This window comes from Bacillus sp. YC2 (genome assembly GCF_019891195.1).
Lineage (GTDB): Bacteria > Bacillota > Bacilli > Bacillales > Bacillaceae > Bacillus.
On record NZ_JAHXDO010000002.1, the window covers coordinates 164,633 to 179,173 of the forward strand.

Annotated in this window: 16 protein-coding genes, 1 riboswitch and 1 other annotated feature; all 16 genes read right to left on the reverse strand. The window is 45.9% G+C overall.

Going from position 1 to position 14,541, the window contains the following annotated elements:
• Positions 1-152: 152 nt before the first annotated feature.
• The 16 genes from KY305_RS05800 to spoIIGA all read right to left on the reverse strand — a co-directional run bounded on the left by KY305_RS05800 (position 153) and on the right by spoIIGA (position 14,487).
• Positions 153-1,067, reverse strand: coding sequence for an RluA family pseudouridine synthase (locus tag KY305_RS05800; protein WP_223061749.1), 915 nt, complete (start codon positions 1,065-1,067; stop codon positions 153-155).
• 1 nt (position 1,068) lies between these two features.
• A complete protein-coding gene (gene lspA / locus KY305_RS05805; RefSeq protein WP_223061750.1) occupies positions 1,069-1,530 on the reverse strand; it encodes a signal peptidase II in 462 nt (153 codons plus the stop codon).
• Between the two features lie 112 nt (positions 1,531-1,642).
• Positions 1,643-2,014 (reverse strand): TraR/DksA family transcriptional regulator, encoded by a 372-nt coding sequence (locus KY305_RS05810; protein ID WP_223061751.1) that lies wholly within the window; start codon positions 2,012-2,014, stop codon positions 1,643-1,645.
• A gap of 148 nt (positions 2,015-2,162) precedes the next feature.
• Positions 2,163-4,928 (reverse strand): isoleucine--tRNA ligase, encoded by a 2,766-nt coding sequence (gene ileS / locus KY305_RS05815; RefSeq protein WP_223061752.1) that lies wholly within the window; start codon positions 4,926-4,928, stop codon positions 2,163-2,165.
• 51 nt (positions 4,929-4,979) lie between these two features.
• Positions 4,980-5,208 (reverse strand) — a binding site (T-box leader).
• A gap of 61 nt (positions 5,209-5,269) precedes the next feature.
• Positions 5,270-5,764 (reverse strand): septum site-determining protein DivIVA, encoded by a 495-nt coding sequence (divIVA, locus tag KY305_RS05820; RefSeq protein WP_061520447.1) that lies wholly within the window; start codon positions 5,762-5,764, stop codon positions 5,270-5,272.
• Positions 5,765-5,858: 94 nt separating this feature from the next.
• A complete protein-coding gene (locus KY305_RS05825; RefSeq protein ID WP_223061753.1) occupies positions 5,859-6,629 on the reverse strand; it encodes a YlmH family RNA-binding protein in 771 nt (256 codons plus the stop codon).
• Positions 6,630-6,689: 60 nt separating this feature from the next.
• Positions 6,690-6,968 (reverse strand): YggT family protein, encoded by a 279-nt coding sequence (locus KY305_RS05830; protein WP_003154408.1) that lies wholly within the window; start codon positions 6,966-6,968, stop codon positions 6,690-6,692.
• 6 nt (positions 6,969-6,974) lie between these two features.
• Positions 6,975-7,433, reverse strand: coding sequence for a cell division protein SepF (gene sepF, locus KY305_RS05835; protein ID WP_214799464.1), 459 nt, complete (start codon positions 7,431-7,433; stop codon positions 6,975-6,977).
• Positions 7,430-8,122 (reverse strand): YggS family pyridoxal phosphate-dependent enzyme, encoded by a 693-nt coding sequence (locus tag KY305_RS05840; RefSeq protein WP_223061754.1) that lies wholly within the window; start codon positions 8,120-8,122, stop codon positions 7,430-7,432. The genes sepF and KY305_RS05840 overlap by 4 nt, the downstream gene beginning before the upstream one ends.
• 6 nt (positions 8,123-8,128) lie before the next feature.
• On the reverse strand, positions 8,129-8,965 hold the full coding sequence (gene pgeF / locus KY305_RS05845) for a peptidoglycan editing factor PgeF (protein WP_223061755.1): 837 nt from the start codon (positions 8,963-8,965) through the stop codon (positions 8,129-8,131).
• Between the two features lie 154 nt (positions 8,966-9,119).
• Positions 9,120-9,371, reverse strand: a complete 252-nt coding sequence (locus KY305_RS05850) for a YlmC/YmxH family sporulation protein (RefSeq protein ID WP_061520809.1) — start codon at positions 9,369-9,371, stop codon at positions 9,120-9,122.
• A 59-nt stretch (positions 9,372-9,430) separates the two neighbouring features.
• On the reverse strand, positions 9,431-10,696 hold the full coding sequence (locus tag KY305_RS05855) for an acetylornithine deacetylase (protein ID WP_223061878.1): 1,266 nt from the start codon (positions 10,694-10,696) through the stop codon (positions 9,431-9,433).
• Positions 10,697-10,813: 117 nt separating this feature from the next.
• A riboswitch (TPP riboswitch) is annotated at positions 10,814-10,919 on the reverse strand.
• A gap of 11 nt (positions 10,920-10,930) precedes the next feature.
• Positions 10,931-11,725, reverse strand: coding sequence for an ABC transporter ATP-binding protein (locus tag KY305_RS05860; protein ID WP_223061756.1), 795 nt, complete (start codon positions 11,723-11,725; stop codon positions 10,931-10,933).
• Positions 11,726-11,856: 131 nt separating this feature from the next.
• Positions 11,857-12,639, reverse strand: coding sequence for an RNA polymerase sporulation sigma factor SigG (gene sigG / locus KY305_RS05865; protein WP_061520440.1), 783 nt, complete (start codon positions 12,637-12,639; stop codon positions 11,857-11,859).
• A gap of 140 nt (positions 12,640-12,779) precedes the next feature.
• Positions 12,780-13,499, reverse strand: coding sequence for an RNA polymerase sporulation sigma factor SigE (gene sigE / locus KY305_RS05870; RefSeq protein ID WP_007409714.1), 720 nt, complete (start codon positions 13,497-13,499; stop codon positions 12,780-12,782).
• Positions 13,500-13,557: 58 nt separating this feature from the next.
• Positions 13,558-14,487, reverse strand: coding sequence for a sigma-E processing peptidase SpoIIGA (gene spoIIGA / locus KY305_RS05875; protein WP_223061757.1), 930 nt, complete (start codon positions 14,485-14,487; stop codon positions 13,558-13,560).
• Positions 14,488-14,541: the final 54 nt, after the last annotated feature.

The window sequence follows — 14,541 nt, forward strand, 5'->3', positions numbered from 1 at the left end:
AGAAAAAACCCCTCCTGCCAGAGCATAGAGGGGTTCCTTTCAGGACGGAACACATATATCTTCCGTCCTATCCGTTATCCTTCTCAGCCTCTCTGGACTGTGTTAAAGAATCTATTAGCTTGTTTTTATTATTTCAGAAAAGAAACTTGCTGTCAACGGCTATTTCTCAAATTTTCGATGAGTTTTTGCATATCTTCGGGCAGCGGCGCTTCAAATTCCATATATTCGTCTGTCCGCGGATGCTGAAAGCCCAGTACTCCCGCATGCAGCGCCTGGCCGTTAAAATCAATGGTTTTTCTCGGCCCGTATTTCGGATCTCCCGCTAAAGGGAAGCCGATATACTTCATATGGACGCGGATCTGGTGCGTTCTTCCGGTCTCAAGGCGGCACTCTACAAGCGTAAAGTCATCAAAGCGCTCCAGCACGTGGAAATGCGTTACGGCATTTTTGCTGCCTTCTCTCGTAACGGTCATGCTTTGGCGGTCTTTTTTATCTCTTCCGATCGGTGCGTCAATGGTTCCGTCATCATGAGAAATAATTCCGTGGACAACCGCTGTGTATTTCCGGGTAACGGTTTTATTGACGAGCTGATTGACAAGTGATTCATGCGCCATATCATTTTTTGCAACCATTAACAGGCCTGAGGTGTCTTTGTCAATACGGTGAACGATTCCGGGCCGCATGACGCCGTTGATTCCGGAAAGGTCATTGCAGTGGGCCATCAGTCCATTAACAAGCGTCCCCGTCACATGGCCGGGTGCCGGGTGAACGACCATGCCACGCGGTTTATTTACGACCAACACGTCTTGGTCCTCATAATAAATATCCAAGTCCATAGGCTCGGCAAGCACGTCCAGCTCCTCAGGTTCGGGGACGGTCACTGTCACTTGGTCGCCGGGCTGCATTTTGTAGTTTGCTTTCACTGACTTTCCGTTAACAGACACAAAGCCTTCCTTTACCCATTGCTGCACCTGGGTCCGTGACCAGTTTTCACCGGATGAGGCCAAAAATTTATCAATCCGCTCGCTTTTTTGTTCAGGCTGAGCGGTTATGTCAAATTGATTCATGTTATTGCTCCTTCTTTTTCCCGCTGTCAAACAGCATATGAATAAATAAAAGTATCACGCCGACACACAATGAAGAGTCCGCGATATTAAAAATCGGGTAATGATAATTAACGATGATGACATGGATAAAATCCACTACTTCCTGACGCGCCGCCCGGTCAATAAAATTTCCGACAGCGCCCCCCAGCATTAAACCGAGAGAAATCCCGAGTAAAATCTGCCCTTTTGCATAACGCTGTATGTAATAAACGATACCGATGATCACTGCGATGGTAATCAAGTAGAAAAACCACATCTGACCGGCTAAAATGCCCCATGCCGCTCCTGTGTTCCGATGTGAGGTGATATACAGCACCTGATCGATGACAGGTATGCTTTGTCCCAATTCCATATGGTTTACGACAAACCATTTCGTCAATTGATCGGCTATGATAATTAAAAGAGCGATAAGATAATAAAGCACACACGTTCCTCCATTATACAGTTACTTTTATCCTTTATGAATTTTATCAATAAAAGATGCAGGAGTAAAGGCAGATCATCATGCTGCGGCAAACACACGGAAACAGACGCTGTCATTCATACAGCGCCTGATCATATGAATACATCTCGGGCTCCCAGTAAGGAAGGGTTTTCTTTTCAAATTGGGCGGGATAATAAAAATCATCGGCGGTCCGTGCCGTCGGCAAAACCGCAAGCTTTTCAATCGGAATGGGGGCGCCGGTTTTTTCACAATAACCGAATGTATTGTTTTCAAACTTAGACAGCGCAAGAAGAACATCCTGAAGTTCTTCTTTAATATGAAAGATCAGAGTTGCTTTTTGATTGTTTATTGAAGGTTCAACAGATGCTGACATTTGAAAGCAAGAATACTCAAATAATCTTGACTGGAGTTCTTCTTTCATCATAAGAAGCTCCGTATGGATTGCGGTCAGTTGATCATTCATTCATCACAACTCCTGCTCTTTGAGGTTATACCTCTATTGTTGCCCCCGCGGCGTCATCTGAAGCCCATAAGATTTTTCCTATCGTTCTAATCGATGACATTGCTGGCATGAAAAAAACGCCCGGTTCACACCGGGCGCCTACAAACCATTACTTTTGATAATATTTTTCCACGATTTCCGCATTTCGGAGCGATAATGTCGGATATTTCGGATTGGCGCCGACATCTTTGGAAATCACACGGGACCGTTCACACATTTGGCCCTCTGCTTTTTCTACGGTTATTTTTCCTGTGGCAAAGCTTTGCGCATCTTCCGGCGCTTCACTTTCTTCTTTCACCGTCAGTTCAGACACGATAAACAGCTGTGCTGTATTTTCTTTAATGGATGACAGCAGGTCACGATTTTCTTTGTTCGGATACAAAGTCAGGCTCGCTTCCAATGATTTTCCGATAATTTTTTCGTTACGGGCTGTTTCTAACGCTTTTAACACGTCATTGCGCAGCTCCATGAAACGGTCAAATTTTTCCTCTGCCGCTCCACTGTCAGGAACAGAGATCGTTTCCGGCATATCTGTCAGCTGAACACTCGGTTCTTCCACAAATGATAAATGAGACCACATTTCATCAGCCGTATGCGGCAGAATCGGCGCAGTCAGCTTCACTAACGCAAGCAGGGTTTCATAAAAAACCGTCTGCATGCTGCGGCGGTCCGGATGATCCGCATGCTCGATGTACACCACATCTTTTGCAAAATCAAGATAGAAAGAGCTGAGCTCGATCGTGCAGAAATTATGAATGCTGTGATATACAACCGCAAATTCATATTCATCATATGCTTTTTTCACTTTGTCAATCAGCTTATTCAGTTTGATCAGCATATACTGATCCACTTCCCGAAGGTCTTTTACATCAACGGCATTAACGTTCGGATTGAAATCAAACAGGTTGCCGTGAAGGAAACGGAATGTATTGCGGATTTTACGGTATACTTCAGCGACTTGTTTTAAAATATCTTCAGAAACCGGGTGATCGGCCTGATAGTTTACTGATGACACCCATAAGCGTAAAATCTCCGCTCCAAGCTGTCTGGCGATCTTTGTCGGATCAATGGTGTTGCCGAGTGATTTACTCATTTTTCTGCCGTTTGCATCAAGTGTGAAGCCGTGGCTTAAGACACCTTTATAAGGCGCATGGCCTGTGACGGCAACAGCGGTAGAAAGGGATGAGTTAAACCAGCCGCGGTATTGGTCTGAGCCTTCAAGATATAAATCAGCCGGACGGACGAGATCTTCACGTTCTTCAAGCACAGCCTGATGCGAAGAACCGGAATCAAACCACACATCCATGATGTCCTGTTCTTTTGTGAAGATGCCGTTCGGGCTTCCCGGATGCGTAAACCCTTCCGGCAGCAAGTCTTTTGCTTCTTTTTCAAACCAGATGTTTGAGCCGTGTTTTTTGAACAGCTCTGAAACGTGTTCAATTGTTTCGTCAGTGATAACCGGCTCGCCATTTTCAGCATAAAATACCGGAATCGGTACACCCCAGACACGCTGTCTTGAAATACACCAGTCACCGCGGTCGCGCACCATGTTGTAAAGACGCTGTTCGCCCCACTCGGGCACCCATTTCGTTTTTTTGATGGCATCAAGCAGGTCAGATCTGAAATCTTTGATGGACGCGAACCATTGCGCAGTCGCTCTGAAAATGGTCGGTTTTTTTGTTCTCCAGTCGTGCGGATAGGAGTGTGTAATGAACTCGAGCTTCAACAGCGCGCCATTTTCTTCAAGCTTCTCTGTGATCGGCTTGTTTGCTTTATCATAGAACATGCCTTCAAAACCAGGTGCTTCGTCAGTCATGTTCCCCTTTTCATCAACAGGGCAAAGAACCTCTAAGCCGTATTTTTGACCGACGATAAAGTCATCTTCCCCGTGGCCCGGAGCAGTATGGACACAGCCCGTTCCGGCATCCGTTGTCACGTGCTCACCGAGCATGACGAGCGAATCTCTGCCATACAGCGGATGTTCAGCAATCACATGTTCCAATTCTCTTCCTTTGTATTGGGCGACAACTTCCGGGTTTTCAAAACCGCATGCTTGGGCAACGTTTTCGATTAAATCAGTTGCGACGACATAACGTTTCTCTCCGGCTTTAATGACGCTGTATTCTAACTCCGGATGAACGGAAATTCCGAGGTTGGCAGGCATCGTCCATGGTGTCGTCGTCCAGATGATGAAGCTTTCTCCGTTTTCAAGAACGCCCTTTCCGTCTTTCACTTTAAACGCGACATAAATAGATGGAGAACGTTTGTCCTGATATTCAATTTCCGCTTCTGCCAAAGCAGATTCACTTGAAGGAGACCAGTTAACAGGCTTCAGGCCTTTATAAATGTAGCCTCTTTTCGCCATCTCACCGAAAACGCGGATTTGCTGCGCTTCAAATTCAGGCTGCAGCGTGACATAAGGGTTTTCCCAGTCTCCTCTGACGCCAAGGCGCTTGAATTGTTCGCGCTGCCCTTCAATCTGCTGCCATGCATATTCTTCACAAAGCTTGCGGAAATCAGCAACGGACATTTCTTTCCGGTTTACTTTTTTGTTTTTTGTCAGCGCCGTTTCAATCGGCAGCCCGTGTGTATCCCAGCCCGGCACGTACGGGGCGTTGTAGCCGCTCATTGATTTATAGCGGACGATAAAGTCTTTCAGGATTTTGTTCAGGGCATGGCCCATGTGGATGTCTCCGTTTGCATACGGAGGCCCGTCATGAAGCACAAATTTCGGGCGGTCTTTCGTCCGTTCTTGAACAAGGCGGTAAATGTCCTGTTCCTCCCATTGTTTTTGCATGTCCGGTTCACGGTTCGGCAGATTTCCTCTCATCGGAAAATCTGTTTTCGGCATCAACAGCGTATCTTTGTAATCCATCTTCATTCCTCCACAACATTTTTCAGAAAATAAAAAAAGCCCTCTCATCCCATAAGGGACGAGAAAGCTTATCTCGCGGTACCACCCTTTTAGAAAAAGCGGCAAATCCCGCCTTTTCCACTCGAGCATCGTAACGTGATGGAACGTCCTTTCCTACTGTAAGTTCAGAAAGGAAACTAAAGGGCTGATCCACATGATTCAGGCCATGCCGGGCTTCCACCTTCCCCGGTTCGCTTTATGGCTTTTTTGAGTCATGACGGTCCCTTTCAATCGTCTTTTCATCTGAATTTATGAACGTATTATATTCGAACGGCCCTGAGAATGTCAAGAAAATCAGAAAATTATTCTTTTTCCTCAAACACCGCATCGACTTCGTATTCAAGCAGATGATCCCAATCATCATTTTTCAAAAGGTCGAGCTGCGCTTCAATTAGCATTTGGAAACGGGTTCTGAACACTTTTGACTGTTTTTTCAGCTCTTCAATTTCCATGGCGATTTTTCTTGATTTTGAGAGCGACTCGTTAATGATGCGGTCCGCATTTTTTTCCGCTTCACGGACGATCAGCTTCGCCTCTTTCTGTGAGTTGCGTTTGACGTCTTCTGCGGCCTCTTGCGCCACGAGGATTGATTTATTCAGCGTTTCTTCGATATTGGCAAAGTGTCCGATTCTTTCGTCAAGCTCATTCACTTTCGCTTCAAGCTCCGCTTTTTTACGGAGTGCGATTTCATAATCTTTTCTGACTTGCATTAAAAATTCATTTACTTCATCTTCATCATATCCGCGAAAACCTTTTGTAAACGTTTTGTTATGGATATCATTTGGCGTTAATGGCATACTGCCACCTCCATTTTTACATTTCAGTACGATTATCTAGTTCACATTATAAAACAAATACGGCACAGATGGAGAAAAAAACTGAAAAAACGACTCATTTTTGACGTTCAAACGTGACTTTCCACTTGTCTTTTTTCGTTTTTCCATCAATTTTTGTCAAACTGCATCGGCCGAAGCCCCGAATGGAAAGCATGTCTCCTTCTGCGACCTGATAGGACGGGTCCTCAACGGCCTTCCAATTTACCTTGACGAGTCCGTTTTTCACAAGCGTCTGCGCCTTTTGCCGGGATTGCCGGCTCATTGAGGCGCAAACGGCATCGAGACGCAATGAAGAAACCGTGTCATCTCTTATTTCGACATCCGAAGCAGGAATGTGAAGATCGGCGAGCGCAATTTTCTCAAGCTTTACCGGGGCTTTGCCCGCTTTGCTGAGCTGGACGCTGACAAAATCAGCAATTTCCCCGGACACGATAAGCTGCACCGCTTTTTCCGAAAACACCAAATCGCCAAATTTCTGCCGCTTTAATCCGATCCCCATTAAAGACCCGAGAAGAGAACGGTGGTCGATGCTGACGAATTTTTCAGCATATTGAACCTCAAAAGCTTGAAGCTCATAATCATTCTGTTCCGGCTCAAGATAATCAGGGTATAATATCGCCCGTTTGCGTTCGGCCCGATCATATCCTCCGAAAAACGCGAGACCGCAGGCATCACCGATAACGGCTTTTAACATCACCTGTTCCCTCGGATCTAAAAAATCGGTCAGTTTCAGCCGATACTGCTCCAGGACAATCTGTTTCCATTCGAGCGCCTGATCGATAAAAGGCCGCTCGTCCTTTCTGAAGTGCTGGTAAATATCGCTCATGTTCTTTCCTTTCTATGTAAAGAGGCTTGGCTGGTGCCAAGCCTGTATCAAACTGTCACATTACGTATACATTGCGATCATGCGGTACAGACCCCAAAGTCCTGTCGTGGCAAACCGAAGCACGATAATGGCAACAATCGGGGATATATCCAGCATGGCAATCGGCGGAATGATCCTTCTGAACGGCTCTAAATACGGCTCGCATATTGCTGCGAGAAACCGTCCGACTGCCGTTTCCCTCGTACTCGGCACCCAGGACATAAAAATATAAATAATCAGGGCAAACGAGTAGATGTAAATTAAATAGCTCAGAACGGAAAAAATTTGATAAAGAATCATCCTGCTTTACCACCTCTGATGTTCGTCTTCAGATATGAGCTCCGAAATCGTGCCGGATACGTCGACATTATCAGGCGTGCACAGAAAGATATCTGAACCGATTCTTTGGATGTCGCCGCCGATGGCGTAGACAGTCCCGCTTAAAAAGTCGACGATTCTTTTCGCCTGATCATGCTGAATGCGCTGAAGATTAACGACAACTGCCCGCCTGTTCTTTAAATGATCGGCGATTTCCTGCGCTTCCGCATATACACGCGGCTCACTCAACACCACTTTAGAGGATTTCTGAACACTTTGCAAGCTTACCACGTTTTGCTTGCCGGCCGCCTTTTGAGCATAGGCTGGCTGTTTTTCTTTTTGCTGATCATGCTCTTCCGGATGATCCTGCTCTGTTTCAATATATTCGTACTCATACTCTTCCTCATCCATGGAGAAAAAGTTTTTCAGTTTATTTTTCATGCTCATTTGTTAACACCCCCTGTTTCATTTCCGACTAATGAGGAGCCTATTCTGATAAATGTAGCGCCCTCTTCAACAGCAATTTCATAATCATTTGACATGCCCATGGAGAGCTCCCGGCACGGTGCGTTCGTCTGGTTCAGCTCCTGCACGCGGTCGCGGAGATCCCGTAATTCCCGAAAACAGGCTCTGATCCTGTCTTTTTCGTCTGTCAGCGGAGCCATCGTCATCAGCCCCTCTACAGAGATGTTTGTAAATCCTGAAAGCTCCCGGATAAAGGGGATGACCTCTTCTGTTTTCATACCGTGCTTAGACGGTTCAAGCGATGTATTCACCTGCACTAAACAGCGCACTTTATGTGAAGCGCGTTTTTCAATCTCTTTTGCCAATGACAGTCTGTCTAAGGAGTGAATATAAGATACGCTGTCAACGACAGACTTCACTTTTCTTGACTGAAGACTGCCGATAAAATGCCAATCCGGATTCCCCGTGATGGCATCCTGCTTGCGGACCAGCTCGGTATCCCGATTTTCTCCCAGGCTTGTAATGCCTGCATCAACGGCCTCCTGAGCCCTTTCTGTTGATACATATTTTGTAACAGCGATGATGGTCACATTCTCAGGGCTTCGGCCCGATCTGTTACATGCTTCGTTTATTCGTTCGTTTATATGTCGTAATTGATCAGCAACACGCAAGATTACTTATGCCTCCTTCATTCCGATAAAGGACATCATGCGTCCCGTTTTTCCTTTGTCGCGGCGGTGTGAAAAGAAAAGATCACGCTCTGTTTCCGTACATAAACCGCTGACAGAAATGTTTTCTTCCGGAATGCCGCAATGTGTCAGAAGAAGACGGTTGACCTCTTTTAAGTCGAGCTTATATTGGCCTGCGCCCGTTTCACATACGGCTGACTCAGCCGAAAAAGGCAGCGCCCGGACTTCATTGATGACACGGTCATCTACGGTGTAGCATCCGCCGCTGATGGACGGGCCGATGACAGCGTGAATATCAGATACACGGGAGCCTTCCTGATCTGCCCAGCGTTCCGTCATGATGCGCCCAATTTGTTTAACGGTTCCCTTCCATCCGGCATGGGCAGCGCCGATAAGAGAATTCACAGGGTCATAAAAATACAATGGCACACAGTCGGCAAAACACAGAGCCAAAAAGACGCCTTTATCTTTCGTGTAGAGCCCGTCCGTCCTGCGAAATGCAGCGGAGTAGTCCCTCGCTCCTTTTCCTCTGTCCCCGGCTGTCACTTTTTGAATGCGGTTTTCATGTGTCTGATCGGCAAATACCCAAGAATCCAGTTCAGAGCCGCATAAAGACGCGATGATTTCACGATTTTTAACGACATCACAAGCTTCGTCACGGACATGCAATCCAGTATTTAACGATTCATACGGCGGATTGCTGACACCGCCGTTTTTCGTTGTAAATCCGGCGATGACCTTTGTGTTATGCTGATTCACACGGTTCCAGTCTTGTATCATGAGTGCCGAGGGGGTGGTAAGACTAAACGGGTGATATGTATTCATGAGGATCCAACCTTTCGACAAACATTAAAAAAGCGTAATTTCCCAATCATTTTACCACAATTTAAAGCATTCGTTTAGCGGCTGACTTTAAAATGAATAAAATAAATGTGCCGGAAACATTGAGATTTCCGGCATTTTACAAGTAAAGGGCTGATCACGCAGAGCCCTTTGGTTCATTTACACGCACTAAGATGACATCTTCCCCAATTTTAACTATATTTCGCCAAGGAATGACCATTTCCTCTTCTTTTCCGAAAAAACCGAGAACTTTTCCGCTGCCCCCTAAAATGATCGCCTGAATTTTACCCGTTGTCACATTAATATCGATGTCACCGATGCTTCCGAGTTTTTTTCCGTTCGAAACGTTCACCACATCTTTTATTTGAAATTCAGAAATGCTGATCATCCGGATCACGTCCTTTACCGTTCTTTTTCTTATTATATGAACGGTCGGGCCGAACCTTGTCAAGCCGGGCAATCTTTTTTGCGGCTGCACCATGTAATGATAAATCTCAGCATGATTTTCGTATACTCAATAAGCTCCTCAACGGACACTTCCTCGTTTACGGAATGGGCATTCTTCAGGTCGCCCGGCCCGTATATGACGCTCGGAATCCCGGCATCGTAAAGCCAGCCGCCGTCTGTTACGGTTTGTGATACATCTGTAACGGGCTCCTCCTTTTTGACGGCGCGGTGCGATGCTGCCAAAACACAAACCGCCGGATGATCAGGATCTATTTCCAGCGCCGGAAAAATTTCGCCCCTGTCCTCAATCATTGAAGAGCCGCCCCATTTGAAAACCGGTCTGTTTTCCCTCAGCCACACATCACTGTCGCTGATTCGGTTTACAAAGTCTTCAATTTCCGCCGACACTTGTTCATGTGTTTCGTTCGGATAAAAGTGAACCGTAATCCATAAGCGGCACTCATCCGCGACAAAGGCGGCGTGTCTTCCCCCTTCTATTACGGCGGGATTGATCGTATTTGTGCCGGGCGTAAAGCCGGGATAGCTTTTCATTACCGACCAGTGGCGTTCCAGCTCTCCGAGGGCGCCGATGATCTTCGCCATTTTTTCAATCGCGCTTGCCCCGAATGTGCCGCCGCCCGCGTGAATCATATTGCGCCTCATTCCGTCGTGAAACGTTTTTGCGCTTTTGATTTCTATCCAGCCGGTAATCACTCCGCCCTGGCCTTGGATATGCAGGCTGCTCGTATCCGCGACAACCGCAAAGTCCGCATGATAACCGCGTCTGCAGCATTCAAGCGTCCCCGCTTCACCCACCTCTTCGCCGATGACCGACTGCACAATCAGATCGCCAGGCAGTTGTAAACCGGCTTCATGAATCAGCTTCAGGCAAAAAAGCACGCACGCCAGCCCGCCTTTCATATCAGAAGCGCCTCGTCCGATTAACATGCCGTCTTTTATAAGAGGCTGAAACGGGTCCGAGTCCCAGTCTTCCCCGTTTACTTCGGCTACGTCAATGTGGCCGTTTAGAATGAGGCTTTGATAATGTTCGGAATCGGTTCCCTTTAACACACCGACTACGTTCGGATCTTCGGGGTAGACATCCCATATATCGACAGAACAGCCCATCTCTTTTAAAAACCCGGCAACCCATTTCTGCGCGGTTTTCGTATTTCTTGCGGGCGGCGCCGGTGTGGGAAAGGAGATTAAAGTTTTGGCGATACTGATTAAATCAGCCTGCTGCTCATCTGCTTTTTGTAATATCATATTGAGTTGATCCAATGGAAATCTCTCCTTCTTGTTGTATAGAAAAAACCGTTTCAACGAATGAAACGGCTTTAAAAAAACGCACAGGGCTCGGCAATATGTAAACCGCCGCTTCCTCCGCTTTTTTCACCGCTTCCCTCCGCTGGCATGATCCAGATCAGGTCTGTTAAGGGTTGAGACACACGCCTCTCTCAGCTGCCGGACAGCACCCCCAGGATGAAATGTATTCACTTTTCACACGGATGACGTTTCTTTCGCCCGTGTTAAAAACGGACGGTCATTGTTCCACATCACGCTGACCGGTATGTCAAAAAAGGCAGAAAGCCGTTCATCAGAAAGCATATCCCGTATCCCGCCTGAGGCGAACACTTCTCCTTGTTTTATAAGCAGCGCTTTATCAAATACCGGTAAAATTTCTTCAGCATGATGGGTGACGTAAAGGATTGACGGCGCATTTTCTTTTCCGGCGATATATGTAATCGTATCTAACAGTTTTTCCCTCGCCATAAAGTCAAGCCCTGTCACCGGCTCATCCAAAATTAAAAGTTCAGGATCTGCCATAAGGGCACGGGCAATCAGCGCCCTTTGTCTTTCTCCTTGAGATAAGGTCTCATAGCGCCTGTCCGCGTAACCGATCGCGCCCAAATCCTTCAAAAGCCCGATCGCTTTTTCCCTCACTTGTTCACTCGGCGTTTCGTATAAACCGATAGATGCGTACGCACCGCTGAGAGCAATTTCAAATGCGGAATCCGCGGGGTATAGTTTATGCTGAAGCCCGGCTGACACAAGGCCGATTTTTCTTCTGAGCTTATCACCGAGCTCTGTTTTTCCGAATTGATGGCCGAGCACCTGCATCTCTCCTGAAGTAGGAAAGTAATATGAGCATAACATATTTAACAAAGCTGTTTTGCCGGCACCGTTTAATCCGTACAGCACCCAGTTTTCATTTTGTTCAACATGCCAGTTTATATCCTTCAGAATCCATTTGCCGTTTCTTTTTAATGACACGCGGTCAAGCTGTAAAATCATTACGCTCCCTCCTGCAAATATGTTTCAATTTTCTTAAAACTTTTACAGATTAGAATACATGACTTTTTTTCATACGTAAACCGGAGACACGAAAAAAGCCTTTAAAACATTTGTTTTAAAGGCTTTTCCCGTTATTGATGGATGTTCTTATTCATTTGTTTAATGGCTGCCTTTTCGAGCCTCGAAACCTGAGCTTGGGATATGCCGATTTCTTCAGCCACTTCCATTTGAGTTTTTCCCTGAAAGAAGCGTTTGCGCAAAATCATTTTCTCCCGTTCGTTCAGCCTTCTCATGCCTTCTTTTAAAGCCAGCTCCTCAATCCATTGTGTATCCTTGTTTCGCTCATCGCTGATCTGGTCCATGACGTAAATCGGATCACCGCCGTCGTTATAAATCGGCTCAAACAGCGACACCGGATCTTGGATGGCGTCAAGAGCAAACACAATTTCTTCATGGGGCACTTCAAGAACTTTGGCGATTTCCTCTGCTGTCGGCTCCTTGCTTGTCTCACTGATTAACCGCTCTCTTACTTGAAGCGCTTTATATGCGATATCACGCAGCGATCTTGAGACGCGGATCGGATTGTTATCACGCAAATATCTGCGGATTTCTCCGATGATCATCGGTACAGCGTATGTTGAAAACTTAACATTATGGCTTAGGTCAAAATTATCAATGGATTTCATTAGTCCGATGCAGCCGACCTGAAATAAGTCATCAACATACTCTCCTCTATTGTTAAACCTTTGAATGACGCTTAAGACAAGGCGCAGGTTGCCGTTTACCAGCTTTTCTCTTGCTGAATCATCGCCTTCATCCTGCAATTGCTTAAATAGCTTTCTCATCTCTTCATTCTTGAGCACCGGTAATTTGGAGGTATCCACCCCGCAAATTTCGACTTTATTTCTTGACACGTTTTTCCCTCCCAACAGGAGCTGCTGTACAACGTTAAGTATCTCCTCGGGTGGGAAAAATATGCACTTTCATTTTACAGAAAAAAACATCTGTCCAAGACAATCCTTACAGCAGTAAGGGTTGGCTGATGGAAATTTTTTTACACCATTTTGTTAAACTCTTTTCGCAGTCTTTTTATAATCCGTTTTTCAAGCCGGGAAATATAGGATTGGGAGATTCCCATCATGTCGGCTACATCTTTTTGCGTCTTTTCTTCTTCTCCGACAAGCCCGAAACGCAGTTCCATGATCTGCTTTTCTCTCTCGTTTAATTGCTCAAGCGCTTTTTTCAAAAGCTTTTTATCCACATTTGCTTCAATATCTTTTGTAATAATATCATCATCTGTTCCGAGCACATCTGAAAGCAGCAGTTCATTTCCGTCCCAATCAATATTAAGCGGCTCATCAAAGGATACCTCAGAACGGATTTTATTGTTTCTGCGCAGGTACATTAAAATCTCGTTTTCAATGCATCGTGATGCATAGGTGGCAAGCTTTATTTTCTTTTCCGGGTTAAAGGTGTTTACCGCTTTGATCAGACCGATTGTCCCGATGCTGATCAAATCCTCAATATTAATGCCCGTGTTTTCAAATTTACGGGCGATGTATACGACAAGGCGTAAATTCCTTTCAATTAAAATAGCGCGTGCCGCCTGATCCCCGCTCGGCAGCTTTAAAAGCAGCACCTGTTCTTCTTCTTTTGACAGAGGCGGCGGCAGTGCTTCGCTTCCCCCTATGTAATAAACTTCATCACTTTTCAGCCCGAGTTTCATCAGCCATTTATACCAAAGATATGTCAAACGCAGCTTAAGTTTTTTCATCTTCCTCCCCCTTCTAAATACAATGCGGATTGAGTATGATTAGTAACAGACTTTTATATCAGGATACATGTTTCACCGCTTTTCCTGTCAGCATTTTCGGATGAACGATCGCGTCAAATTCACCGTCTGCCGATAATTGTCTCGTGCTGATTCCGATCAGGCATTTCTCACATGCGATCATTTCGTCTTTTGTTAAAATGGTCACGTAATCCGGCTTCAAACAGAGTAAAAATTGATGGTCCTGGCCGACGCCCCTGTACGGAATCAGTCTGAGTTTTTCTGCGTGGCGGAACGTATTATCCAGCTGTTCGATCACCTCAAGCGGACTGGCGGTTTTGATAATGTCTGTTTCCTTTTCCCCGAGAAGCGGGGCAAACTTATCAATATGAAGAATCATGACCGGCGTTTTCGTCAGCGGATCGTACAGCTGGTTTCCCGAATCCACCAATCCCTTCGCATGGATTGTCTGTCCGCCGAATTCAGCCTGCACCCTGACAAGTTCATCATACTGAATGGATTTTGTTTCGATCTCTTCAATTCTTTTTTTCGAAAAAAACCACACGGCGGGAAATCCGATGACGACAAACATCCAGCTGATCGGATCACCGAACCCGGTCTGGCTTGTCACCATTACGCCATGCTGCACGATTGATTTTGTCTGCAATAACGAATGAACACCGATCATTCCCCCGCCGACGAGAAATGTTGCGAAATAAAAGGCAAACAAATTTTGTAAAAAATACCGAAACCGTTTAAATCCGAAAGCCGTAAGCACGATGAAAACTGAAAATACCATTTTTCCCGCTGGGTGCTCCACAAGCGGCGAAACAGGGGTGAACATCAGCAGCACAATCGTTGAACCGATCAAGCCCCCAGCCACCACTCTTCTTTTCTTTACCTGGCGTTTTAAAATAAAGGCCGTCAATAAAAGCAAAAGAGAATCAAAACAAAAGTTCAACAGCCAAATGACATCCAGATAGATTTTCACATCTGACCCCTCTCCTCTTTTGTCTTACATACCTGTTTCTCTCTCTTGTTTCAT